Here is a 23,438-nt window from a genome sequence, read left to right as displayed (position 1 = left end):
CCGGTCGGCCAACGGCGCCGCCGGAGCCTTTATTGAAGGAGTGACCCCATGCTGGTGATGCGCCCTGCGCAAATGGCCGACCTCGCCGATGTTCAGCGACTGGCCGCGGACAGCCCCGTGGGTGTCACGTCCCTCCCGGATGACGCCGGTCGCCTGGGCGAGAAGATCACCGCCTCCGAAGCGTCCTTCGCTGCCGAAGTGAGCTTCAACGGCGAGGAAAGCTACTTCTTCGTGCTGGAAGACACCGAGCGCGGCTGCCTGGTGGGCTGTTCCGCCATCGTCGCCTCCGCCGGTTTCTCCGAGCCCTTCTACAGCTTCCGCAACGAGACCTTCGTGCATGCGTCCCGGGAGTTGAAGATCCACAACAAGATTCACGTCCTCTCGCTGTGCCACGACCTCACCGGCAACAGCCTGCTGACCAGCTTCTACGTCGAGCGCGACCTGGTGAACACCGCCTTCGCCGAGCTCAACTCCCGTGGCCGCCTGCTGTTCATGGCCAGCCACCCCGAGCGCTTCGCCGACGCGGTGGTGGTGGAGATCGTCGGCTACAGCGACGACCAGGGTGAATCGCCGTTCTGGAACGCCGTCGGGCGCAACTTCTTCGACCTCAACTACGTCGAGGCCGAGCGCCTGTCGGGGCTGAAGAGCCGCACCTTCCTCGCCGAGCTGATGCCGAACTACCCCATCTACGTGCCGCTGCTGCCCGACGCGGCCCAGGAGTCCATGGGGCAGGTGCACCCGCGCGCGCAGATCACCTTCGACATCCTCATGCGCGAAGGCTTCGAGACCGACAACTACATCGACATCTTCGACGGTGGCCCGACCTTGCACGCCCGCACGTCCGGCATCCGCTCCATCGCCCAGAGCCGCGTGGTGCCGGTGCGCATCGGTGCCGCGCCCAAGGTGGGCCGCCAGTACCTGGTGAGCAACGGCCAGTTGCAGGACTTCCGCGCCGTGGTGGCCGAGCTGGACTGGGCCCCGGGCAAACCGGTGGAACTCACCGCCGAAGCCGCCGAAGCCCTGGGCGTCGGTGAGGGCGCCAGCGTGCGCCTGGTGGCGATTTAACCCCGAGTGCCAGCCCTGGGCGGCGTGCCGCCCGACCTGCCGCTCGCAGCACGAAGCTCTAACGGAGTGACTATGATCGTTCGTCCCGTACGCAGCGCCGACTTGCCGGCCCTGATCGACCTGGCGCGCAGCACCGGCGCCGGCCTGACCACGCTGCCCGCCAACGAGGAGCGCCTGACCCACCGTGTGGGCTGGGCCGAAAAGGCATTCCGTGGTGAGGCCGAGCGGGCCGATGCCGACTACCTGTTCGTGCTCGAGGACGACGACGGCAAGGTCGTCGGCATCTCCGCCGTGGCCGGCGCCGTGGGCTTGCGCGAGCCCTGGTACAACTACCGCGTCGGGCTCACCGTCAGCGCCTCCCAGGAGCTGAACATCCACCGGCAGATCCCCACGCTGTTCCTGGCCAACGACCTGACCGGCAACTCCGAGCTGTGCTCGCTGTTCCTGCACGCCGGCTACCGCACCGGCCTCAACGGCCGCCTGCTGTCCAAGGCGCGCTTCCTGTTCATCGCCGAGTTCCCCGAGCTGTTCGGCGACAAGGTGATCGCCGAGATGCGCGGCATGTCCGACGAGCACGGTGTCTCGCCGTTCTGGGAGAGCCTGGGCCGGCACTTCTTCAAGATGGAGTTCTCCCGCGCGGACTACCTCACCGGCGTCGGCAACAAGGCCTTCATCGCCGAGCTGATGCCCAAGTTCCCGCTCTACACCTGCTTCCTCTCCGAGGCGGCGCGGGACGTGATCGGGCGCGTGCACACCGACACCGAGCCGGCTCTGGCGATGCTCAAGGGCGAGGGCTTCAGCTTCCAGGGCTACGTCGACATCTTCGACGCCGGCCCGGCCATCGAATGCCAGACCGCGAAGATCCGCGCCGTGCAGGACAGCCAGGCGCTGGTGCTGGCCGTCGGTACGCCGGGCGACGATGCCACGCCGTACCTGATCCACAACCGCAAGCGCGAGGATTGCCGCGTCACCGCCGCCCCGGCGCGCCTGGCCGCCGGCACCCTGGTGGTGGATGCCGACACCGCCAAGCGCCTGAAACTCTCGGCGGGCGCCTCGGTTCGCGCCGTGCCCCTGTCGGCCAAGGAGTCCGTGAAATGAGCACCCATTACATCGCAGGCGCCTGGCAGGCCGGGCAGGGCGAGGCCTTCGACTCGCTGAACCCGGTCACCCAGGAATCCGTCTGGAGCGGGCAGGGCGCCAGCGCCGAGCAGGTCGAAGCGGCCGTAGCTGCCGCCCGTGCGGCCTTCCCGGCCTGGGCCCGCCTGAGCCTGGAGGCGCGCATCGCCGTTCTCGAACGCTTCGCCGCCACCCTCAAGACCCGCGCCGACGAACTGGCCCGCTGCATCGGCGAGGAGACCGGCAAGCCGCTGTGGGAGTCCGCCACCGAAGTGACCAGCATGGTCAACAAGGTCGCCATCTCCATCCAGAGCTACCGCGAACGTACCGGCGAGAAGAGCGGCCCGCTGGCCGACGCCACCGCCGTGCTGCGCCACAAGCCCCACGGCGTGGTCGCCGTGTTCGGCCCCTATAACTTCCCCGGCCACCTGCCCAACGGCCACATCGTGCCCGCGCTGCTGGCCGGCAATGCCGTGGTGTTCAAGCCCAGCGAGCTGACCCCCAAGGTGGCCGAGCTGACGGTCCAGTGCTGGATCGAGGCGGGCCTGCCCGCCGGCGTGCTCAACCTGGTGCAGGGCGGCCGCGAAACCGGCGTCGCCCTGGCTGGCAACCCGGGCATCGACGGCCTGTTCTTCACCGGCTCCAGCCGCACCGGCAACCTGCTGCACCAGCAGTTCGCCGGCCGCCCGGACAAGATCCTGGCGCTGGAGATGGGCGGCAACAACCCGCTGGTGGTGGACGAGGTGGCCGATGTCGACGCGGCTGTCTACACCATCATCCAGTCCGCCTTCATCTCCGCTGGCCAGCGCTGCACCTGCGCCCGCCGCCTGCTGGTGCCGGTCGGCGCCTGGGGCGACGCGCTGCTGGCACGCCTGGTGGCGGTGGCGGCGAGCATTCAGGTCGGCGCCTTCGACGCCCAGCCGGCACCTTTCATGGGCTCGGTGATCTCCCTGGACGCGGCGCGCCATCTGCTCAAGGCCCAGGAGCACCTGATCGCCCAGGGCGCCACGCCGCTGCTGGCCATGTCCCAACCGCTGGAGACCGCCGCGCTGCTGACCCCCGGCATCCTCGACGTCACCGCCTTGGCCGAGCGCCCGGACGAAGAGTTCTTCGGCCCGCTGCTGCAGGTGATCCGCTACGACGGTTTCGAGGCCGCCATGGCCGAGGCCAACGCCACCCAGTACGGCCTGGCCGCCGGCCTGCTTTCGGACTCCCGCGAGCTGTACCAGCGCTTCTTCATCGAGAGCCGAGCCGGCATCGTCAACTGGAACAAACAACTGACCGGGGCCGCGAGCAGTGCGCCCTTCGGGGGCGTCGGCGCGTCGGGCAACCACCGCGCCAGCGCCTACTACGCCGCTGACTACTGCGCCTACCCGGTCGCCTCGCTGGAAAGCGAAACCCTCGCCCTGCCTGCAACCCTGACGCCTGGAGTCAGCCTATGAGCGCCCATGAAGTGAACTTCGACGGTCTGGTCGGCCCGACCCACAACTACGGTGGCCTGTCCTACGGCAACGTGGCGTCGCAGAGCAACAGCCAGGCGGTCTCCAGTCCGAAGGAAGCCGCCCTGCAGGGCCTGGCGAAGATGAAGGCGCTGATGGACATGGGTTTCCAGCAGGGCGTACTGGCCCCGCAGGAGCGCCCCAACGTCGCCGCGCTGCGCAGCCTCGGCTTCGCCGGCACCGACGCCCAGGTGATCGAGAAGGCCGCCAAGGACGCCATGCCGCTGCTGGCCGCCTGCAGCTCGGCCTCCAGCATGTGGACCGCCAACGCCTGCACCGTCAGCCCCAGCGCCGACACCGCCGATGGCCGTGTGCACTTCACCGCTGCCAACCTCAACTGCAAGTTCCACCGCAGCATCGAGCACCCCACCACCAGCCGCGTGCTGGCGGCGATGTTCGCCGACGAGCGCCACTTCGCCCACCACGCCGCGCTGCCGGCGGTGGCGCAGTTCGGTGACGAAGGCGCGGCCAACCACACCCGTTTCTGCAAGGGCTACGGCGAGGCCGGCGTGGAGTTCTTCGTGTTCGGTCGCAGCGCCTTCGACAGCCGCTTCCCGGCGCCCTCGCGCTACCCGGCGCGGCAGACCCTGGAGGCCAGCCAGGCCGTCGCGCGCCTGCACGGGCTGAGCGAGGCCGGCGTGGTCTACGCCCAGCAGAACCCGGCGGTGATCGACCAGGGCGTGTTCCATAACGACGTGATCGCGGTGGGCAATGGCGAGGTGCTGTTCCATCACCAGGACGCCTTCCTGGAGACCGACAAGGTACTGGCCGAGCTGCACGACAAGCTGGGCCGCGTCGGTGGCCGCTTCCAGGCCGTGTGCGTGCCCCGCGAGGCGGTGACGGTGGAGGACGCGGTGCGTTCCTACCTGTTCAACAGCCAGCTGCTCAGCCGCGCCGACGGCAGCATGTTGCTGATCGTCCCCGAGGAATGCCGCAACAACGCGCGGGTGTGGCACTACCTGCAGACCCTGACCGCCGAGGACGGCCCGATCCGCGAGGTGAAGGTCTTCGACCTCAAGCAGAGCATGCAGAATGGCGGCGGCCCGGCGTGCCTGCGCCTGCGCGTGGCCCTGAAGGACAACGAGCTGGCGGCGGTCAACCCGGGCGTGATCCTCACCCCCTCGCTCTACGACACCCTGACCGCCTGGGTGGAGAAGCATTACCGCGATCGCCTGAGCGAAAGCGACCTGGCTGATCCACAATTGCTCACCGAATGCCGCACGGCATTGGATGAACTCACCCAGATCCTTAAACTGGGCGCCGTTTATCCGTTCCAACTGAACTGAGCGGCGTGCGGCCGGCGGTGAGGTGTTCCTCGGAACCCTCCGCCCCGCCCGCCGCTCTCTGCCTTACGATCCTGGAGTTCTACACATGTCCGACGCCCTGCAACTCATCCTCGAAGACACCGACGGCACCCAGCTGGAAACGTCCTGCACCCGGTTTGCCGTGGTCTGGCAGGGCAAGGAGGTCTGGATCCAGACCGCTGGCAACGGCCAACTGCTGATCGGCGTGGACGTGGAGGAGGGTGATACCGAGTACGCCAACCTGCTGCTGCGCCCGCTGGCCACCAACCTGGTGAGCCTGCAGCTGGAAATGGAACCGGCCGACGCCGACGACGAAGACGGCCACGTACACGGGCCGGACTGCAACCACGACCACTGAGGACGCGCGGATGCTGGCCCTTGGCAAGCTGCTTGAACTGACCCTGGCCGGCCGTGAGCCGACCGAGAAGATTCAACTGACCGCCGAGGGCACGCGCCTGCACTGGCTGGCGGAGGGTGCCCTGGAGGTGACCCCGCCCGCCGGCGCCGATGACGGCCTGGACCTGCTGCTCTCCGCCGGCATCCACGGCAACGAGACGGCACCGATCGAACTGCTCGACCGGCTGCTCCAGGGCGTGGCCCGGGGTGAACTGAAGCCCCGCGCACGCATTCTCTTCCTGCTCGGCAACCCCGAGGCCATGCGCCGGGGCGAGCGCTATGTGGAGCAGGACATCAACCGCCTGTTCAACGGCCGCCACGAGCAGACCAGCGGCACCGAGGCCATGCGCGCCAACGAGCTGGAACACCTGGCCGCCGCATTCTTCGCCCGTGAGGGCCGCACCCGCCTGCATTACGATTTGCACACCGCCATCCGTGGCTCGAAGGTCGAGCAGTTCGCCCTCTACCCCTACAAAGAAGGGCGTGAGCATTCCCGTCGCGAACTGGCCCGTCTGGGCGCCGCCGGCATCGAAGCGGTGCTGCTGCAGAACAAGACCGGCATCACCTTCAGCTCCTACACCTACGCGCGGCTGGAGGCCGAGGCCTTCACCCTCGAACTCGGCAAGGCCCGGCCGTTTGGGCAGAACGAGGGCGTGAACCTCGATCGGCTGGAAACCCGCCTGCGCCAGTTGATTGAGGGTTCCGAGCCTGAAGCGGACGCGCTGGGCGATCTCAAGCTGTTCGCCGTGTCCCGCGAAGTGATCAAGCACAGCGATGCCTTCCGCCTGCACCTGCCCGATGACGTGGAGAATTTCAGCGAGCTGCCCACCGGCTACCTGTTGGCCGAGGACATCGCCGGGACCCGCTGGGTGGTGGCAGAGCAGGGCGCGCGCATCATCTTCCCCAACCCCAAGGTGAAGAACGGCCTGCGCGCCGGCATCCTCATCGTGCCCGCCAACGTCGACTGATCCAGTGGGCCTATCCCTCGTGGGCTGAAGCCCGCGCCGTGGGGCGCCTGGCGCCCCTTGCCCCACTCGCCGCGCTCCTTTAGGGTCACCCCCTTACCCAGCCAAGGAGCCCGAGATGTCCGTCATCGACCTGCGCAGCGACACCGTCACCCAACCCACCCCGGGGATGCGCGAGGCGATGAACCGCGCCCCGCTGGGTGATGACGTCTATGGCGAAGACCCCACCGTCAACCGCCTTGAGGCCTGGCTGGCCGAGCGCCTGGGGTTCGAGGCGGCGCTCTTCGTCCCCACCGGCACCATGAGCAACCTGCTGGGCCTGATGGCGCACTGCCAACGGGGCGACGAGTACATCGTCGGCCAGCAGGCCCATACCTATAAGTACGAAGGCGGCGGCGCGGCAGTGCTGGGCTCGATCCAGCCACAGCCCATCGAGGGCGAGGCCGACGGCAGCCTGGACCTGGCGAAGGTGGAGGCCGCCATCAAGCAGGACGACTTCCACTTCGCCCGCACCCGCCTGCTGGCGCTGGAGAACACCATGCAGGGCAAGGTCCTGCCCCTGGCGTACCTGGCGGCGGCCCGCGAACTGACCCGCCGCCGTGGCCTGGCGCTGCACCTGGACGGCGCGCGGCTGTACAACGCCGCCGTGAAGCTGGGGGTGGAAGCCGCCGAGATCACCCGCCATTTCGACTCCGTCTCCGTGTGCCTGTCCAAGGGGCTGGGCGCTCCGGTCGGGTCGGTGCTGTGCGGCGGCGCCGAGTTCATCCAGCGTGCCCGCCGGCTGCGCAAGATGGTCGGTGGCGGCATGCGCCAGGCCGGCCTGCTGGCCGCCGCCGGGCACTACGCCCTGGAACACCAGGTGGCGCGCCTGGCTGACGACCACGCCAATGCCGCGCGCCTGGGCGAAGGGCTTGCGGCACTGGGCTTCAGCGTGGAGCCAGTGCAGACCAACATGGTCTACGTCGACATCGGCGAGCGGGCCGCGGCCCTCAAGGCCTTCATGGCCGAGCGCGGCGTGGTATTGAGCGCGGCGGCACGCCTGCGCATGGTCACCCATCTGGATGTCGATGCCGGCGGAATCGAGCGGGTGATCGAGGGTTTTGCCGCGTTTCTCGATCATGCGAGATGAAATCCCCCCGATAGCCCCTTTCTATCGCACAAGGCACTATCCGCGCGGCAAAGGGCCGATATAATGCGGCCCTTTGCCGGCGATTCTTGACCGCAGATTCCGTGGACGAACCTATGAAAAGCGCAGAAATCCGTGAAGCCTTCCTGAGCTTCTTCGAAGAGAAAGGGCACACCCGCGTTGCCTCCAGCTCCCTGATCCCGGGCAACGACCCGACCCTGCTGTTCACCAACGCGGGCATGAACCAGTTCAAGGACTGCTTCCTGGGCCTGGAAAAGCGCGCTTACACCCGTGCCACCACCAGCCAGAAGTGCGTCCGTGCCGGCGGCAAGCACAACGATCTGGACAACGTCGGCTACACCGCGCGCCACCACACCTTCTTCGAAATGCTGGGCAACTTCAGCTTCGGCGACTACTTCAAGCGCGATGCCATCCACTACGCCTGGGAATTCCTCACCGGTGACAAGTGGCTGAAACTGCCCAAGGAAAAGCTCTGGGTCACCGTCTACGCCAGCGACGACGAGGCCTACGACATCTGGACCCAGGAAGTCGGCATCCCCGCCGAGCGCATGGTCCGCATCGGTGACAACAAGGGCGCGCCCTATGCGTCCGACAACTTCTGGGCAATGGGCGATACCGGCCCGTGCGGCCCGTGCACCGAGGTTTTCTACGACCACGGCCCGGACATCTGGGGCGGCCCGCCCGGCTCCCCGGAAGAAGACGGCGATCGCTACATCGAGATCTGGAACAACGTCTTCATGCAGTTCAACCGCACCGCCGATGGCGTGATGCACCCGCTCCCCGCGCCGAGCGTGGACACCGGCATGGGCCTGGAGCGCATCAGCGCCGTGCTGCAGCACGTGCACTCGAACTACGAGATCGACCTGTTCCAGAACCTGCTCAAGGCCGCCGCCGAGGCCATCGGCTGCGCCAACGACGACGCCCCGTCCCTGAAGGTCGTGGCCGACCACATCCGCTCCTGCTCCTTCCTGGTGGCGGACGGTGTGCTGCCGTCCAACGAAGGCCGTGGCTACGTGCTGCGCCGCATCATTCGCCGCGCCTGCCGCCACGGCAACAAGCTGGGCGCCAAGGGCACCTTCTTCCACAAGATCGTCGCTGCCCTGGTGGCCGAGATGGGCGAGGCCTTCCCCGAGCTCAAGCAGCAGCAGGCGCACATCGAGCGTGTGTTGAAGACCGAGGAAGAGCAGTTCGCCAAGACCCTGGAGCATGGCCTGAAGATCCTCGAGCAGGACCTCGTGTCCCTGCAGGGTCAGGTCATCCCGGGCGATATCGTCTTCAAGCTCTATGACACCTATGGGTTCCCGGTGGACCTGACCGCCGACATCGCCCGCGAACGCGAGCTGACCGTCGACGAGGAAGGCTTCGAGCGCGAGATGGAGGCCCAGCGCGAGCGCGCCCGCGCCTCCAGCGCCTTCGGCATGGACTACAACAGCCTGGTCAAGGTCGACGGTGACACCCGCTTCCTCGGCTACGCCGGTACCAGTGGCAGTGGCAAGGTCGTCGCGCTGTTCAAGGCCGGTGCTGCCGTGGACAGCCTCGCCGAAGGCGAGGAGGGCGTGGTGGTGCTGGACCAGACCCCGTTCTACGCCGAGTCCGGCGGCCAGGTGGGTGACTGCGGTTACCTGGAAGGCGCCGGAGTGCGCTTCGACGTCCGCGACACCACCAAGGCCGGCGGTGCCTTCCTGCACCACGGCATTGTGGCCAAGGGCGGCCTCTCGGTCGGTGCCAGCGTCATGGCCGAAGCCGACTCCACCGTTCGCAGTGCCACGGCGCTGAATCACTCCGCGACCCACCTGCTGCACGCAGCCCTGCGCCGCGTGCTCGGTGAGCACGTGCAGCAGAAAGGCTCCCTGGTGGACAGCCAGCGCCTGCGCTTCGACTTCAGCCACTTCGAGGCCATCAAGCCCGAGCAGCTGAAAGCGCTGGAAGACATCGTCAACACCGAGATCCGCCGCAACACCGCAGTCGAGACCGAAGAGACCGACATCGAAACCGCCAAGGCCAAGGGCGCCATGGCGCTGTTTGGCGAGAAGTACGGCGACCAGGTGCGTGTGCTGAGCATGGGCGGTGATTTCTCCGTCGAGCTCTGCGGTGGTACCCACGTCTCCCGCACCGGCGACATCGGCCTGTTCAAGATCACCAGCGAAGGCGGTGTTGCCTCCGGCGTGCGCCGTATCGAGGCAGTCACCGGTGCTGCGGCCCTGGCCTACCTGAACGGTGCCGAGGAGCAACTGAAGGAAGCGGCCGTGCTGGTCAAGGGCAGCCGTGACAACGTCCTGGACAAGCTCGCAGCCCTGCTGGAGCGCAACCGCCAGCTGGAAAAAGAAGTCGACCAGCTCAAGGCCAAGGCGGCCAGCGCGGCCGGCGATGACCTAGCGGCATCGGCAGTGGAGGTCAAGGGTGTCAAGGTCCTGGCCGCGCGCCTGGACGTGGACGGCGACGCGCTGCTGGCGCTGGTCGACCAATTGAAGAACAAGCTCGGCCGCGCAGTGATCCTGCTCGGCGGTGCGCTGGAGGGCAAGGTGACACTGGTCGCCGGCGTCACCCAGGACCTGACCGGCCAACTCAAAGCCGGCGATCTGATGAAGCAGGCCGCAGCAGCGGTCGGTGGCAAGGGCGGTGGCCGTCCGGACATGGCGCGTGGCGGTGGTACCGACGCCGCAGCCCTGGATCAGGCCCTGGCACTTGCCGTTCCGTTCGTCGAGCAGGGGCTCTGATGCCGTTGGCGCCCGGTTGCCACCCGCACCGGGCGCCCGCCGGAACCCTTCGCCAGGAGCTCCGCGCCACGCCCGGCGGGCCCTTGGCAGTGTCCTGCGTTGATTGTTTAATGGGCGCCCTTCACGGGATTAGGCGGCTTTGAAATGGCTTTGATCGTACAGAAGTTTGGGGGGACCTCGGTCGGCACCATCGAGCGCATCGAGCAGGTGGCCGAGAAGGTCAAGAAATTCCGCGAGCGCGGTGACGACATCGTCGTGGTGGTTTCCGCCATGAGCGGCGAAACCAATCGCCTCATCGATCTGGCCAAGCAGATCAGCGACAACAAGCCGGTTCCGCGTGAGCTGGACGTGATGGTGTCCACCGGCGAGCAGGTGACCATCGCCCTGCTGGCGATGGCGCTGATCAAGCGCGGTGTGCCGGCCATCTCCTACACCGGCAACCAGGTCCGCATCCTCACCGACAGCGCCCACAACAAGGCGCGCATCCTGCAGATCGACGACCAGAAGATCCGCGCTGACCTCAAGTCCGGTCACGTCGTGGTGGTGGCCGGTTTCCAGGGTGTGGACGAGCACGGCAACATCACCACCCTCGGCCGTGGTGGCTCCGACACCACCGGCGTAGCCCTGGCGGCTGCCCTGAGGGCGGACGAGTGCCAGATCTACACCGATGTAGATGGCGTCTACACCACCGACCCGCGCGTTGTCCCTCAGGCCCGTCGCCTGGACAAGATCACCTTCGAGGAAATGCTGGAAATGGCCAGCCTCGGCTCCAAGGTGCTGCAGATCCGCTCGGTGGAGTTTGCCGGCAAGTACAACGTTCCGCTGCGCGTGCTGCACAGCTTCCAGGAGGGTCCGGGCACCCTCATTACCCTTGATGAAGAGGAATCCATGGAACAGCCGATCATTTCCGGCATCGCCTTCAACCGCGACGAGGCCAAGCTGACCATCCGTGGCGTGCCGGACATCCCCGGCGTGGCCTTCAAGATCCTCGGCCCGGTGAGTGCGGCCAACATCGAAGTGGACATGATCGTGCAGAACGTCGCGCACGATAACACCACCGATTTCACCTTCACCGTGCACAACAATGACTACCAGAACGCCCTAGCCGTGCTGGAGAAGACCGCTGCCGAGATCGGCGCCCGTGAAGTCGGCGGCAACACCAACATCGCCAAGGTTTCCATCGTCGGTGTCGGCATGCGCTCCCACGCGGGCGTCGCCAGCCGCATGTTCGAAGCCCTGGCCAAGGAAAGCATCAACATCCAGATGATCTCGACCTCCGAGATCAAGGTCTCCGTCGTCATCGAGGAGAAGTACCTCGAGCTGGCCGTCCGTGCTCTGCACACTGCCTTTGAACTGGATGCACCCGCTCGACAGAGCGAGTGAGCCTTATAACGAAAGGCGCGGCTCACACCGCGCCTTTCGTCGTTTTTGGTCTGCGGTGGTGGAACTTTCCTTTTGCCATCGCTGGTCAATACTTGGGTGGACGCCCCTTGAAATTCATGGGGGGCCGACGCCATTTCTTTTTTGCAGACTGTCCCTGAAACACATCCGTGAGGAGAAAGGAATGCTGATTCTGACTCGCCGGGTCGGAGAGACCCTGATGGTCGGTGATGAAGTCACCGTCACCGTATTAGGCGTGAAAGGTAATCAGGTGCGCATTGGCGTCAACGCCCCGAAAGAGGTAGCCGTGCACCGTGAGGAAATTTACCAGCGCATCCAGAAAGAGAAAGACCAGGAACCAAACCACTAATTTTTCTACTTTTTTTCTTTGCAAACGGGGAAAACATGGTTATCATGCGCCCCGTGTTGCGGAGAGGTGGCCGAGTGGCCGAAGGCGCTCCCCTGCTAAGGGAGTACACCTCAAAAGGGTGTCGGGGGTTCGAATCCCCCCTTCTCCGCCATTATTCAGTGTTGTAGAGATGTCAGCGGTTAGTTCGATAAGTTATTGAAAAGTATCGAAAAAATCAGTTGACGGTGGTTTTGAAGTCTCTATAATGCGCGCCCACAACGCACTCGTAGCTCAGCTGGATAGAGTACCCGGCTACGAACCGGGCGGTCAGAGGTTCGAATCCTCTCGAGTGCGCCATTTTCAATCAGCCGATTTAGCGTCGGATGTTTGAAGAAACCAGCGGTGATCTGGTCTAAAAACACCACAACGCACTCGTAGCTCAGCTGGATAGAGTACCCGGCTACGAACCGGGCGGTCAGAGGTTCGAATCCTCTCGAGTGCGCCATACAAGAAAGGCCTGCAGAAATGCAGGCCTTTTTCTTTTTCCGTCTTTTTATCTCTCTGGCAATCGCGTCGCTTTGTACGGGCAAGCGGTCACAGTGCTGCCGTGCCAGTGGCGAGACCGTCGAGGAAGGACTGGTAGTGGCGAGCCGTCTCGGCGGGGCGCTCAATCATCGGCGCGTGTCCGCAGTCCTTCATGATCACCGTGCTGGCGTGCGGGATCAGTGGCTTCATGACGTCAAGGCTCGATACGTCCAGTATGCGGTCCTTGTCGCCCCAGAGCAGCAGGGTAGGGGCCTGGATCTTTGGCAGTTCCGGCTCCAGGGGGATATAGCGCTTCACCAGTTGCTGGAAGATCGCTTCATAGCGGGCCTGGTTGGCGATGGCCCTGTCTGCCAGATAGCGCTTGAGCGGCGCCGGTAGGATCGGCGGATCGACGAAGACGAAGTCCATCAGCCTGTCGTAGTCGGCAGTCCTGGTGACCACCAGCGGGTTGGGCTGGCCCTGTTCAAGAAGGTTGAACAGTTCGCTCTTGTGCGGCGCGGTGATGCCTGCATTGTCGAAGAGTGCCAGTGAGCGCACCCGTTCCGGGTAGCGCGCCGCATACAGCGCCACGATGTGGCCGCCCATGGAGTTGCCGACCAGATGGACCTTGCCCACTTCCAACGCCTGGATGAAGTCCGCCAGCCGCTCGGCCTGGGTACCGACGTCATAGCTGCCTTCTGGCCGGCTGCTTTCGCCGAAGCCCGGTAGATCGGGCACCACCACCTGATAGCGGCTGCTGAAATGCCGGGCCATGCGCAGCCAGTTGTCCTTGTCTGCCCCGAAGCCGTGGACCATGACGATGGTCTCGCCCAACTGCGGGCCGCCGCCGTAGTAGGCGAAATCCAGCTCGCCTACCGTCAGCGTCTGGCTGTCCAGGCCAGCCAGATGGGTTTCCACCAGCCGTGCACTGGCCATCAGCGCAGGGGGATAGAAATAAAGCGTGGCCGCCACCGCTGCCAGCACCGTCACAAGTCCTGCAAGCAGTTTCTTCATCAAGGCTTCCTTATGACAAAAAACGATTTCAAATGGCCTAAGCTAGCACGGCGTCATGGTCGTGCAGCGCCACGGCCGGCGTCTTCCCAACCAAGCTCCAGTACTGGGACCCCATGATGTACAGACGTCTCTTCCTCGCTCCGTTGCTGATCGCCAGCCTGCTGGTTCCTACCCTCGCCCTGGCGGCCAAGAAGTGTGAGCACCTGGTGGCGACGGGCAACCCCGAGTACCCGCCTTACCTCTGGCGCGACCCGCACAATCCCAAGCTGTTGATTGGTGCCAATGCCGATCTGCTGCACCGCATCGGTGATGAGATCGGCGTGAAGATCGACGTCCTTTACACCGGTCCCTGGTCCCGTGCGCAGGATGAAGTGCGCACCGGCCGGATCGATCTCATCGCCGGCGCCTTCCTCACCCTGCCGCGGCTGGAGACGATGGACTACATCCACCCCGCCTTCCTCGAAACCCCCAGCGTGGTCTGGGTCAAGCACGGCCGCGCGTTCCCCTTCCAGGGGCGTGATGACCTCAGGGGGCGCATCGGTGGCACCCTGGTCAACAACAGCTTCGGCCAGGATTTCGATCAGTTCGCCCGCGACAATCTTTCCCTCGAAGAAGTCCCCAGCGTCACCCAGGCCTTCCAGAAACTGCTGCTGGAACGCACCGAGTTCGTTCTCTACGAGCACTATCCCGGCGTCGCCCTGGCGGAGACCCTCGGCATCACCCATGACCTGGAGGTGCTGGAACCGCCCATCGCCAGCGAAGGGCTACACCTCACGCTCTCTTACAACTCCGCCTGCAACGACCCCTGGCTGCGCGGACAACTGGCGAAAAAGATGACAGAATTGGTCGCCGCAGGGGTGCCGCAGGCCCTGCTGCAACGCAATCTCGAGCGGTGGCGGACCCAGCAGCTACAGCCCGCCACGGCCCCGAAACCGTAGGAACCCCCAGTGATCGAACACCGCATACTGGCCGCCGGCCTGGCACTTCTTGCCCTCTCCGGCTGCGCCAACGATCCCGCCCCCGTCGAGCAGATGCGCCTCTCCGAGCAGGCCGTGGCCCAGGCCCGCGCCGTCGGTGCGAGCGCCGACCAGGTCCCGGAGATGAAACTGGCTGAAGAGAAGCTGGCCCGCGCCCAGAAGAACATGGGCGAGCAGGATTACAAGCGTGCGCGTTTCTTTGCCGAGCAGGCCGAACTGGACGCCCGCCTCGCCGAATCCCTGGTGCTGACCCAGAAGAGCAAGGCCCAGCTCAGCGACCTGACCACCCGCATCAACCGCCTGCGCAAGCAACTGGGGGACCTGGAATGACCCCGCGTATCGCCATGAGCGGCCTCGTTGCCGCGCTCCTGCTGCTCGCTGGCTGTGCCTCCTCGCGCCAGGCCGAGCAGAGCCTGGATGAAGCCCGCAACCGCTTCCAGCAGGTGAAGGAAGACCCCCAGGTACTGGCCAGTGCGCCCAAGGACGTGATCCGCGCTGGGGAATCCCTGGCCCGCGCCGAGCGCCTCGCCACCTACTGGGGCAACGATGCTGACGTCGAGCACTACGCCTTCCTCAGCCAGCGCTACAGCCAGATCGCCGCCCAGCACAGCGAACTGGCCCGTGACCAGGAGCGTGCCGCGCGCCTGCAGGGCGAGCGTGAGCGTCTGCAGCAATCCCTGCGTGAAGCCAAGCTGCTCAGCGCGCAGCAGAAGGGCAACTGGCTCGAAGAGCAGATGGTCGCCCTTGCCGCTACCGAGACTGATCGCGGCCTGGTGATGACCCTGGGCGACGTGCTGTTCGACACCGGCCGCTCCGAGCTCAAGGGCAGTGCCAACCGCACCGTGCTCAAGCTTGTGCAGTTCCTGCAGATCAACCCGCGCCGCACCGTGCGCATCGAGGGCTACACCGACAGCAGCGGTACCCGCGAAGAGAACCTCGCCCTGTCCCGTGACCGCGCCCAGTCCGTGGCTGACGTGCTCACCGACCTCGGGGTCGATGCCAAGCGCATCGAGGTGAAGGCCTATGGCGAAGCCTTCCCCATCGCGGAGAACGCCTCCAACAGCGGCCGCGCGCAGAACCGCCGCGTCGAGATCGTCATCTCCGACGAAAAGGGCAACCTCGGCGAAGCCCGCTGATCGCCCTCTGCGCCACCATTGGAACCCCGGTGACCTCACGGCGCCGGGGTTTTTCATGCCTGCTCGCCACGGCTCGCCCCCATACAGCGCGGGTTTGCAACGGGGCACTTGCGCAACGAAGCGCCACCACCGGTCACTGTGGCGGTACAGTCCCTGGCAATTTTCACTGTATGGTCCACAATTTTGCGGACTGTACCGGTGCAATCCCGTTTTGCTTCGGTACTGTTACGGTCCAGTGAGACAGGTGCCGCCGCCATGACCAATCTGCTGCTTTACCAACGCATCGCCCAGCAACTGGCCGAAGACATCAGGCGTGGCGTGTACCAGCCCGGCGAACGGGTGCCCTCGGTGCGCAAGCTCAGCGCCCAGCTCAACGTCAGCCACGCCACCGTGCTGCAGGCATACGCCAACCTCGAAGACCAGGGCCTGATCCGCGCGCGGCCGCAGTCCGGCTTCTACGTCCACCAGACCCCTGCGCTCACCGCCTCGACCCCCGACATCGCCCGGGTCGAACGCCCCGGCCTGGTCACCCGCGCCAGCATCATCAACCAGGTGCTCACCGAATCCCGTCGCGAGGGCGTGTTCCCCCTCGGCGCCGCCGTGCCCCATGTGGACTACCTCCCCGTGCGCGCCCTGCACCAGCAACTGGCCAAGGTCACCCGCTTCCACAGCCCGCGCGCCTTCAGCTACATGTTCAGCCCCGGTTTCGAGCCACTGCGTCGCCAGGTGGCGATCCGCATGCGCGATGCCGGCGTGGTGGTCGACCCGTCCGAAGTGGTCATCACCCACGGCTGCGTCGACGCCATCCAGATGAGCCTGCGGGTGCTGACCCGCCCCGGCGACCTGATCGCCACCGAATCGCCGACCTACTACGGCCTGCTGCAACTGGCGGACCTGCTCGGGCTCAAGGTCATCGAGATCCCCAGCGACCCCACCACCGGCATCAGCCTCGAAGCCCTGCAACTGGCCGCCAACCAATGGCCCATCAAGGCCCTGGTGCTCACCTCGCGCCTCAGCAACCCGCTGGGCGGCACCGTGCCCGAAGAGCGGCAGAAGCAGCTGCTGCGCCTGGCATCGGACTTCGACATCCAGATTGTCGAGGACGACATCTACGGCGAGCTCATGTTCGAGCAGGGGCCTTCCAAATCCCTCAAGGCCAGTGACCGTGACGGCCGGGTGATCTACTGCTCCAGCTTCTCCAAGACCCTCTCGCCCGGCGTGCGGATCGGCTGGATCGTCGCCGGCAAGTACCAGGACGAAATCCAGCGCCTGCAGACCTTCACCACTCACTCCGCCTGCAGCGTCACCCAGATGGGCGTTGCTGCCTACCTTGAGAACGGCGGCTACGACCGGCACCTGCGCTACATCCGTCAGGAGTACCGCAAGAACCTCACCGCCTTCCAACTGGGGGTGCAGCAGTACTTCCCCGAAGGCACCCAGATGACCCGGCCCAACGGCGGCTTCATCCTCTGGATCAGCCTGCCGGCCAAGGTCAACACCAAGGACCTGCATGTCCGCGCGCTGCAGCAGGGCATCAGCATCGCCCCGGGGCTGATCTTCAGTAACACCGAGCAGTTCAACCACTGCGTGCGCCTGAACTGCGGCATCCCGTGGAACCGCGAAGCCGAGCGCGCCATCATGACCCTCGGCATGCTCGCCAAGCAGCTCTGCCAGGAAGCCGGCGGCAGCTACTGATAACCAGGCGGGGGAGGGCGGACGCTCATTGGCGTTGACAGCCCTCCAGCGTTCCCCGCAGTATCCAGCCCCTCGCAATCTGCAACCTGAGCCCGACCATGCCCGCCCACGCCTTCTCCCGCGCTTTCGTACCGGCCCTGCCGGCACTTGCGCTTGGCGTCGCCGCGAGCAAGGTCAAGAAACAGCCGCTCATTTGACCGGGGCGCGCTGTCCCGTCAGATGGGCTGACAGGACAGCAGGCGCGAAGGTCGAACCCTCTCTCACTCCCGCATCCCTGTACCCCTCCGACGGCGACGACAGACGGTCAGCCTGAAGGAGTGAAGCAATGCCCGCGTTTTCTGGAATCTGGGTCGCCCTGGTGACCCCCTTCGCCGACGGCGAACTCGACCTGCCCGCCCTGCAACGCCTCGCCCGGCACCTGCTGGATGCCGGAGCAGCCGGCCTGGTCGCCTGCGGCAGCACCGGCGAAGCCGCCGCCCTCAGCCGCGACGAGCGCCTCGCCGTGCTGGATGCCCTGCTTGAGGTCGTGCCCGGCGAACGCCTGGTGATGGGCCTGGCCGGCAACAACCTCAACGACGTATTGGGCATGCTCGACGCCATCCAGCCGCGTCTCATCGGCGGCGTGCTGGTCCCGGCGCCTTACTACATCCGCCCCTCCCAGGCCGGCCTGCTCAACTGGTTCAGCCGCATCGCCGACGCCTCCCGGCTGCCGGTAATCCTCTACGACATCCCCTACCGCACCGGCGCCACCCTGGCCCTCGACACCCTGCGCCAGCTCGCCCGCCATCCCCGCATCGTCGCCCTCAAGGATTGCGGCGGCGACACCGGCAAGACCCAGGCCCTGATCGCCGACGGGCAACTGGCCGTGCTGGCCGGCGAAGACAACCAGGTGTTCACCACCCTCTGCCTGGGCGGCAGTGGCGCCATCGCCGCCTCCGCCCACCACCACACCGAGCGTTTCGTCGAGATGGCCGCCTGCGTGCAGCGGGGCGACCTGGCCCGTGCCCGGGCCCTCGCGCACAGCCTGCAACCCCTGATCGAACTGGCTTTCGCCGAGCCCAACCCCGCACCGGTGAAGAGCCTGCTGGCCCAGCGCGGGCTGATCCGCGATGAGCTGCGCGAGCCCATGCAGCCCAGTTCGCCGGCCTTGGTGGAGCGCCTGCGCAGCCTGCTCGTCTGAGCCGGCTGCCGCCCGCCCGCCGGGCCGGGTGGGGCGGCGCCGGGGTTGCGATATATACTTCGCGCCTCTGAACCGAGGAGAGCCTTGTGGCCATCGATTTTCACTGGATTCGCGACGACGCCAAACTGGCCTCCCACTGCGAACGCTGGCGCCGACTGAGTTTCGTCGCGCTGGACACCGAGTTCATGCGTGTCGACACCTTCTACCCCAAGGCCGGCCTGGTCCAGGTCGGTGACGGCGAGACGGCCTGGCTCATCGACCCCCTGCTGATCCAGGACTGGCGCCCCTTCGCCGCCCTGCTCGAAGACCCCGCCGTGACCAAGGTGCTGCATGCCTGTGGCGAAGACCTCGAAGTCTTCCTGCGGCTCACCGGCAGCCTGCCGCAACCGCTGCTCGACACCCAGCTCGCCGCCGGCTACCTCGGCATCGGCTACTCCATGGGCTACTCGCGCCTGGTGAACGCCGTGCTCGGCATCGACCTGCCCAAGGAAGAGACCCGCTCCGACTGGCTGCAGCGCCCGCTCACCGAGATGCAGGAGCGCTACGCCGCCGAGGACGCCGTGCACCTGGCCGAGATCTACCGCATCCTCGACCAGCGTCTCGACGCCACCAAGCGCGCCTGGGTTCTCGAAGACGGCGCCGAACTGGTGGCCAACCTGCGTCGCGAGACCGACCCCCAGACGCTGTACCGCGAGTCCAAGCTCGGCTGGAAACTGTCCCGCCAGCAACTGGCCGTGCTCCGCGCCCTCTACGCCTGGCGCGAGGCCGAGGCCCGCCGCCGCGACCAGCCGCGCAATCGCATCATCCGCGAGCACGCCCTGTGGCCCATGGCGCGTTTCCAGCCGGACAACCTGGTCGCCCTCTCGCGCATCGAAGACATGCACCCGCGCACCGTCCGCCAGGACGGCAACACCCTGCTCAAGCTGATCCGCGAAGCGGCCGAACTGCCGCCCGCCGAATGGCCCGAGGCACTGCCCGAGCCGCTGCCCGCCGAAGTCAACGGCCTGCTCAAGAAGCTGCGCGCCGTCGGCCAGGCCCAGGCCGAGCGCCTGGGCATCGCCCCCGAGCTGATGCTGCGCAAGAAACACCTCGAAGCCCTCATCAAGAGCGGCTTCCCCAACGGCCCCTACCAACTGCCCGAAGGCCTGCGTGGCTGGCGCCGCGAACTGATGGGCCAGGCCCTGCTGGACGTCCTGGCCGGAGAGACCGCCTGATGAAACGCATCTGCTCAATCTACAAGAGCCCCCGCAAGAACGAGATGTACCTCTACGTCGACAAGGCCGAAGCCCTCAGCCGCGTGCCCGAAGGATTGCTGGCCGCCTTCGGCGCCCCCCGGCACACCTTCGACCTGGTCCTCAGCCCCGAGCGCCAGTTGGCCCGCGAGGACATCCACAAGGTGCTGGAGAACATCGAGAAGCAGGGCTACCACCTGCAGATGCCGCCGGGTGAAGAGGAGTACATCGAGCACCTGCCCGAAGAGCTCCTGCGCATGAACGACCCGGTCTGATGCGCGTCCTTCTCGCCGACTCCAACCATGCCCGCCACGCCGAACTGCTGAGCGAGCTCGCCCCCGAACTGGAACTGTTGGCTGCAGATTCGCCTGACGAACTGGCCCGCCTGGCCGCCGACTGCCCGGTGTGGCTGGGCAGCCCGGATCGCCTCGCCGAGCTGTTGCGCCAGGGGCTCCGGCCCGAATGGGCGCAGTCCACCTGGGCCGGCATCACCCCGCTGCTGGCCGAGGGCCTGTCGCGCCAGTACCGCCTCACCCGCGCCGTCGGCATCTTCGGCCAGGTGATGGCCGAATACGTGCTGACCTACCTGCTGGCCCACGAGCGCGCGCTGCTGGCGCGCCTGGCCAGCCAGGTAGAAGGCCGCTGGGATGGCCGGTTGCCGCGCAGCCTCGCCGGGCGACGGGTGCTGGTGGTGGGCGCCGGGGACATCGGCAGCAGCGTCGGGCGCTTCCTCGCCCCCTTCGGTGTCGAGCTGCGCGGCATCGCCCGCCAGCCGCGTCCGCTGGAGCCCTTTGCCGAGGTCGCCGGCCTTGAGGCCCTGCCCGACCAGATCGGCTGGGCCGACTGCGTGGTCAACCTGCTGCCGGACACCCCCGCCACCCAGGACCTCTACAACCGTGCGCTGTTCCAGCGCATGCAGCCCACCGCGCTCTTCATCAACGCCGGGCGTGGCGTTGCGGTGGTGGATCACGACCTGGTCGCGGCCCTCGAAGCCAACGAACTGGCCGGCGCCGTCATCGACGTCTGCCGCCAGGAACCGCTGCCGGCCGAGCACCCCTTCTGGCGCGCCCCGCGCCTGCTGCTCACCGGCCACAGCTCCGCCCCCACCTTGGCCGAGCCGCTGGTCAGGCTGTTCACCGACAACCTCACCCGCTTCCGGCAAGGCCAACCGCTCCGCGGCGAAGTGGATTTCCAGCGCGGCTATTGACCCCAAGCGTGGGGATAATCCACCGGAACGTAGGATGGGCTGAGCTGTGCGAAGCCCATCATTGCCTAGGCGTCCCGTATTCGATGCGGTTCGCACAGCTCACCGCATCCTACGGATGCCCCTGCCACGGCTCGCGTGGGGGTAATCCATCGGAACGTAGGATGGGCTGAGCTGTGCGAAGCCCATCATTGCCGGGCGACCCGGATTCGATGCGGTTCGCACAGCTCACCGCATCCTACGGATGCCCCTGCCACGGCTCACGTGGGGGTAATCCACCGGAATGTAGGATGGGCTGAGCTGTGCGAAGCCCATCATCGCCGGGCGTCCCGGATTCGATGCGGTTCGCACAGCTCACCGCATCCTACGGAGCCTTGCCATGGCTCGCGTGGGGGGAATCCATCGGAACGTAGGATGGGCTGAGCTGTGCGAAGCCCATCATCGCCGGGCGATTCGGATTCGATGCGGTTAGCTCACCGCATCCTACGGAATCCCTGCCATGGCTCTTGTAGGGTGGGTCGCGCTTCATCGACCCACGCGGAGGGAGAGGCCATCAATCCCATGGCGGGCTCCGTTCCCGGGCTGAAGACCGGGCTACGTCAGGGAGGTGTATCGGGCGGGCCGCATTCCACCGATCCACCGTCGGGGCGGCGCTGCTGGAGGATATTGCGAACGATTTTCCTTACACCGCGCTACCGGTCGCTCCTGGGTCGGCGGTGCTTGGCCGGCACCGTCGGCGCGACTAGACTACCGCGCCCCTTCACCCAGTCAGATCGCCATGGCCGCCAAAGTCGAACCCTTCTGGAAGCGCAAGACCCTCGCTCAACTCGATCAGGAGGAGTGGGAGTCCCTGTGTGACGGCTGCGGCCTGTGCTGCCTGCAGAAGCTCGAGGACGAAGACGACGGCGCGGTGTACTACACCCGCATCGCCTGCAAGCTGCTCGACCTCAACACCTGCCGCTGCACCAACTACCCCAAGCGCCGCGACTTCGTGCCCGACTGCATCCAGCTCACCCCGGCCCAGGCCGACGAGTTCCGCTGGCTGCCGCCCACCTGCGGCTACCGCCTGGTGGCCGAGGGCAAGGACCTGCCGCCCTGGCACCCGCTGGTCTGCGGCGACCCCGAGGCCGTGCACAACGCCGGCATCTCCCAGTCCGGGCGCATGGTCAGCGAGACCAAGGTGGCCGAGGACGACTGGGAGGACTACATGATCTTCCGCGCCGGCTAGCGCACCCCAAGGGATCGAATCGCCGTTCGCCGCGTCATAGGGAAATCGCCACGAGGAAGCCCGCCATGTCCCACCGCGCCACCCTGCTGCTGTCCGCCACCGCCCTGCTGTTCAGTGCCCCGCTGCTGGCGGCCAAGCGCACCGACCTCGACTACAGGGTTCGCTTCCTGCCCGACAGCGACCAGGCCGAAGTCCAACTGGTGGTAGAGGAGGGCGAGAAGGTCCGCAGCCTCAGTTTCGACCTGGGCGACAAGGGCTACTACAGCGACTTCAAGGCCGACGGCCAATGGCAGCAGGAAGGCGCCGGCCGAGGCACCTGGCAACCCGCACCGGGCAAGGCCACCCTCAGCTACCGCGTGCGCATCACCCATGACCGCGGCAACGGCACCTTCGATGCGCGGATGACCCCCGACTGGGCCCTGCTGCGCGGCGACGACCTGGTGCCCCCGGCCCGGGCCGACGTGGTGGAAGGCACCGACCTGGCCGCGCGCATCCAGTTCGAACTGCCCAAGGGCTGGACCTCCGTGGAAACCGGCTGGACCCGCGTCGGCAAGAACCGCTTCCGCGTGGACAACGCCGAGCGCGTGTTCGACCGCCCCACCGGCTGGATCATCGCCGGCAAGCTCGGCAGTCGCCGCACCGAACTGGGCAACACCGACGTCACCATCAGCGCCCCGGTGGGCGAGGGCATGCGGCGGATGGACATCCTCACCCTGCTGACCTTCGTCTGGCCCCACGCCCAGGCAGTGTTCCCCCGCGACCCCGGCAAGCTGTTGATCGTCGGCGCCGGCGACCCCATGTGGCGCGGCGGGCTGTCCGGGCCCAACTCCTTCTTCATGCACGCCGACCGCCCGCTGGTCAGCGAGAACGGCACCAGCTCCCTGGTGCACGAACTGGTGCATGTGTTCACCCGCATCCAGGACACCGAGCGCAGCGACTGGATCAGCGAAGGCATCGCCGAGTACTACGCCATCGAACTGATGCGCCGCGCCGGCGGGCTCAGTGAGGACCGTTACCACAAGGTGCGCGCCCACCTGAAGCGCTGGAGCCGCAAGGTCACCAACCTGCGCGGTGAGCATTCCACCGGGCCGACCACCGCCCGCGCCGTGCTGCTGCTGCAGGACCTCGACGAAGAGATCCGCAAGAGCAGCAAGGGCGCTCACTCCCTCGATGACGTGGTGCGCGGGCTGATGCGCCTGGACAAGGTCGCCACGGCAGACTTCGTCGGCATCGCCGAGAACGTCCTCGGCGGCCCCTCCAGAACCCTCGACACGCCGCTGCTGGACGACAAGGCCGCCCGATAGCCCTC

21 protein-coding genes and 3 tRNA genes are annotated in these 23,438 nt (G+C 66.5%); 23 read left to right on the top strand and 1 reads right to left on the bottom strand.

What is annotated here, in order from left to right; genetic code table 11:
* Positions 1 to 48: 48 nt before the first annotated feature.
* The 13 genes from aruF (at position 49) to A7D27_RS03965 (ending at position 12,443) form a co-directional block, all read left to right on the top strand.
* On the top strand, positions 49 to 1,065 hold the full coding sequence (gene aruF, locus A7D27_RS04025) for an arginine/ornithine succinyltransferase subunit alpha (RefSeq protein WP_069559659.1): 1,017 nt from the start codon (positions 49 to 51) through the stop codon (positions 1,063 to 1,065).
* Between the two features lie 72 nt (positions 1,066 to 1,137).
* Complete coding sequence (astA, locus tag A7D27_RS04020) at positions 1,138 to 2,163, top strand: arginine N-succinyltransferase (RefSeq protein ID WP_069564148.1); 1,026 nt, start codon at positions 1,138 to 1,140, stop codon at positions 2,161 to 2,163.
* Complete coding sequence (astD, locus tag A7D27_RS04015) at positions 2,160 to 3,623, top strand: succinylglutamate-semialdehyde dehydrogenase (protein WP_069564147.1); 1,464 nt, start codon at positions 2,160 to 2,162, stop codon at positions 3,621 to 3,623. The genes astA and astD overlap by 4 nt, the downstream gene beginning before the upstream one ends.
* A complete protein-coding gene (astB, locus tag A7D27_RS04010) occupies positions 3,620 to 4,966 on the top strand; it encodes an N-succinylarginine dihydrolase (RefSeq protein ID WP_069564146.1) in 1,347 nt (448 codons plus the stop codon). The genes astD and astB overlap by 4 nt, the downstream gene beginning before the upstream one ends.
* An 85-nt stretch (positions 4,967 to 5,051) precedes the next feature.
* A complete protein-coding gene (locus A7D27_RS04005) occupies positions 5,052 to 5,342 on the top strand; it encodes a hypothetical protein (protein ID WP_044412286.1) in 291 nt (96 codons plus the stop codon).
* 10 nt (positions 5,343 to 5,352) lie between these two features.
* The gene (gene astE / locus A7D27_RS04000; protein ID WP_069559655.1) at positions 5,353 to 6,348 is read left to right on the top strand and encodes a succinylglutamate desuccinylase; all 996 of its coding nucleotides are present in this window, start codon (positions 5,353 to 5,355) and stop codon (positions 6,346 to 6,348) included.
* A 115-nt stretch (positions 6,349 to 6,463) separates the two neighbouring features.
* Positions 6,464 to 7,474 (top strand): low-specificity L-threonine aldolase, encoded by a 1,011-nt coding sequence (ltaE, locus tag A7D27_RS03995; protein WP_069564145.1) that lies wholly within the window; start codon positions 6,464 to 6,466, stop codon positions 7,472 to 7,474.
* Between the two features lie 113 nt (positions 7,475 to 7,587).
* Positions 7,588 to 10,209 carry an alanine--tRNA ligase gene (gene alaS / locus A7D27_RS03990; RefSeq protein WP_069564144.1) on the top strand — a complete coding sequence of 874 codons (2,622 nt, stop codon included), beginning with the start codon at positions 7,588 to 7,590 and terminating at the stop codon, positions 10,207 to 10,209.
* A gap of 144 nt (positions 10,210 to 10,353) precedes the next feature.
* Positions 10,354 to 11,592 (top strand): aspartate kinase, encoded by a 1,239-nt coding sequence (locus tag A7D27_RS03985; RefSeq protein WP_069564143.1) that lies wholly within the window; start codon positions 10,354 to 10,356, stop codon positions 11,590 to 11,592.
* 181 nt (positions 11,593 to 11,773) lie between these two features.
* On the top strand, positions 11,774 to 11,959 hold the full coding sequence (gene csrA, locus A7D27_RS03980; RefSeq protein ID WP_007159101.1) for a carbon storage regulator CsrA: 186 nt from the start codon (positions 11,774 to 11,776) through the stop codon (positions 11,957 to 11,959).
* A gap of 60 nt (positions 11,960 to 12,019) precedes the next feature.
* Positions 12,020 to 12,110 (top strand) — tRNA-Ser (locus A7D27_RS03975).
* Positions 12,111 to 12,218: 108 nt separating this feature from the next.
* Positions 12,219 to 12,295: transfer RNA gene (locus tag A7D27_RS03970), tRNA-Arg, on the top strand.
* Between the two features lie 71 nt (positions 12,296 to 12,366).
* Positions 12,367 to 12,443 (top strand) — tRNA-Arg (locus tag A7D27_RS03965).
* 89 nt (positions 12,444 to 12,532) lie between these two features.
* On the opposite strand, the gene A7D27_RS03960 is transcribed toward A7D27_RS03965, so the two are convergent.
* Positions 12,533 to 13,477 carry an alpha/beta fold hydrolase gene (locus A7D27_RS03960; protein ID WP_069564142.1) on the bottom strand — a complete coding sequence of 315 codons (945 nt, stop codon included), beginning with the start codon at positions 13,475 to 13,477 and terminating at the stop codon, positions 12,533 to 12,535.
* 116 nt (positions 13,478 to 13,593) lie between these two features.
* Here A7D27_RS03960 and A7D27_RS03955 point away from each other — a divergent pair, with 116 nt between their 5' ends.
* The 10 genes from A7D27_RS03955 to A7D27_RS03910 all read left to right on the top strand — a co-directional run bounded on the left by A7D27_RS03955 (position 13,594) and on the right by A7D27_RS03910 (position 23,433).
* Complete coding sequence (locus A7D27_RS03955; RefSeq protein ID WP_069559650.1) at positions 13,594 to 14,415, top strand: ABC transporter substrate-binding protein; 822 nt, start codon at positions 13,594 to 13,596, stop codon at positions 14,413 to 14,415.
* 39 nt (positions 14,416 to 14,454) lie between these two features.
* On the top strand, positions 14,455 to 14,784 hold the full coding sequence (locus A7D27_RS03950) for a DUF4398 domain-containing protein (protein WP_069559789.1): 330 nt from the start codon (positions 14,455 to 14,457) through the stop codon (positions 14,782 to 14,784).
* Positions 14,781 to 15,590 (top strand): OmpA family protein, encoded by an 810-nt coding sequence (locus A7D27_RS03945; RefSeq protein WP_069559649.1) that lies wholly within the window; start codon positions 14,781 to 14,783, stop codon positions 15,588 to 15,590. The genes A7D27_RS03950 and A7D27_RS03945 overlap by 4 nt, the downstream gene beginning before the upstream one ends.
* A 255-nt stretch (positions 15,591 to 15,845) precedes the next feature.
* Positions 15,846 to 17,285, top strand: a complete 1,440-nt coding sequence (locus A7D27_RS03940) for a PLP-dependent aminotransferase family protein (RefSeq protein ID WP_069564141.1) — start codon at positions 15,846 to 15,848, stop codon at positions 17,283 to 17,285.
* Between the two features lie 325 nt (positions 17,286 to 17,610).
* Positions 17,611 to 18,465, top strand: coding sequence for a 4-hydroxy-tetrahydrodipicolinate synthase (gene dapA / locus A7D27_RS03935; RefSeq protein ID WP_069564140.1), 855 nt, complete (start codon positions 17,611 to 17,613; stop codon positions 18,463 to 18,465).
* 86 nt (positions 18,466 to 18,551) lie between these two features.
* Positions 18,552 to 19,679, top strand: a complete 1,128-nt coding sequence (rnd, locus tag A7D27_RS03930) for a ribonuclease D (RefSeq protein WP_069564139.1) — start codon at positions 18,552 to 18,554, stop codon at positions 19,677 to 19,679.
* The gene (locus A7D27_RS03925) at positions 19,679 to 19,972 is read left to right on the top strand and encodes a YcgL domain-containing protein (protein ID WP_044412257.1); all 294 of its coding nucleotides are present in this window, start codon (positions 19,679 to 19,681) and stop codon (positions 19,970 to 19,972) included. Before rnd ends, A7D27_RS03925 begins: the two co-directional genes overlap by 1 nt.
* Positions 19,972 to 20,904: a D-2-hydroxyacid dehydrogenase gene (locus tag A7D27_RS03920; protein ID WP_069564138.1), complete on the top strand. Its 933-nt coding sequence runs from the start codon at positions 19,972 to 19,974 to the stop codon at positions 20,902 to 20,904. The genes A7D27_RS03925 and A7D27_RS03920 overlap by 1 nt, the downstream gene beginning before the upstream one ends.
* A gap of 775 nt (positions 20,905 to 21,679) precedes the next feature.
* Complete coding sequence (locus A7D27_RS03915; protein ID WP_069559644.1) at positions 21,680 to 22,129, top strand: YcgN family cysteine cluster protein; 450 nt, start codon at positions 21,680 to 21,682, stop codon at positions 22,127 to 22,129.
* Between the two features lie 65 nt (positions 22,130 to 22,194).
* Positions 22,195 to 23,433 (top strand): hypothetical protein, encoded by a 1,239-nt coding sequence (locus tag A7D27_RS03910; RefSeq protein WP_069564137.1) that lies wholly within the window; start codon positions 22,195 to 22,197, stop codon positions 23,431 to 23,433.
* Positions 23,434 to 23,438: the final 5 nt, after the last annotated feature.

The organism is Pseudomonas sp. 1D4 (assembly GCF_001728925.1).
Taxonomy (GTDB): domain Bacteria; phylum Pseudomonadota; class Gammaproteobacteria; order Pseudomonadales; family Pseudomonadaceae; genus Metapseudomonas; species Metapseudomonas otitidis.
Note: the sequence above shows the minus strand (reverse complement) of the source record. Positions and strands in the feature narration are given on the sequence as shown.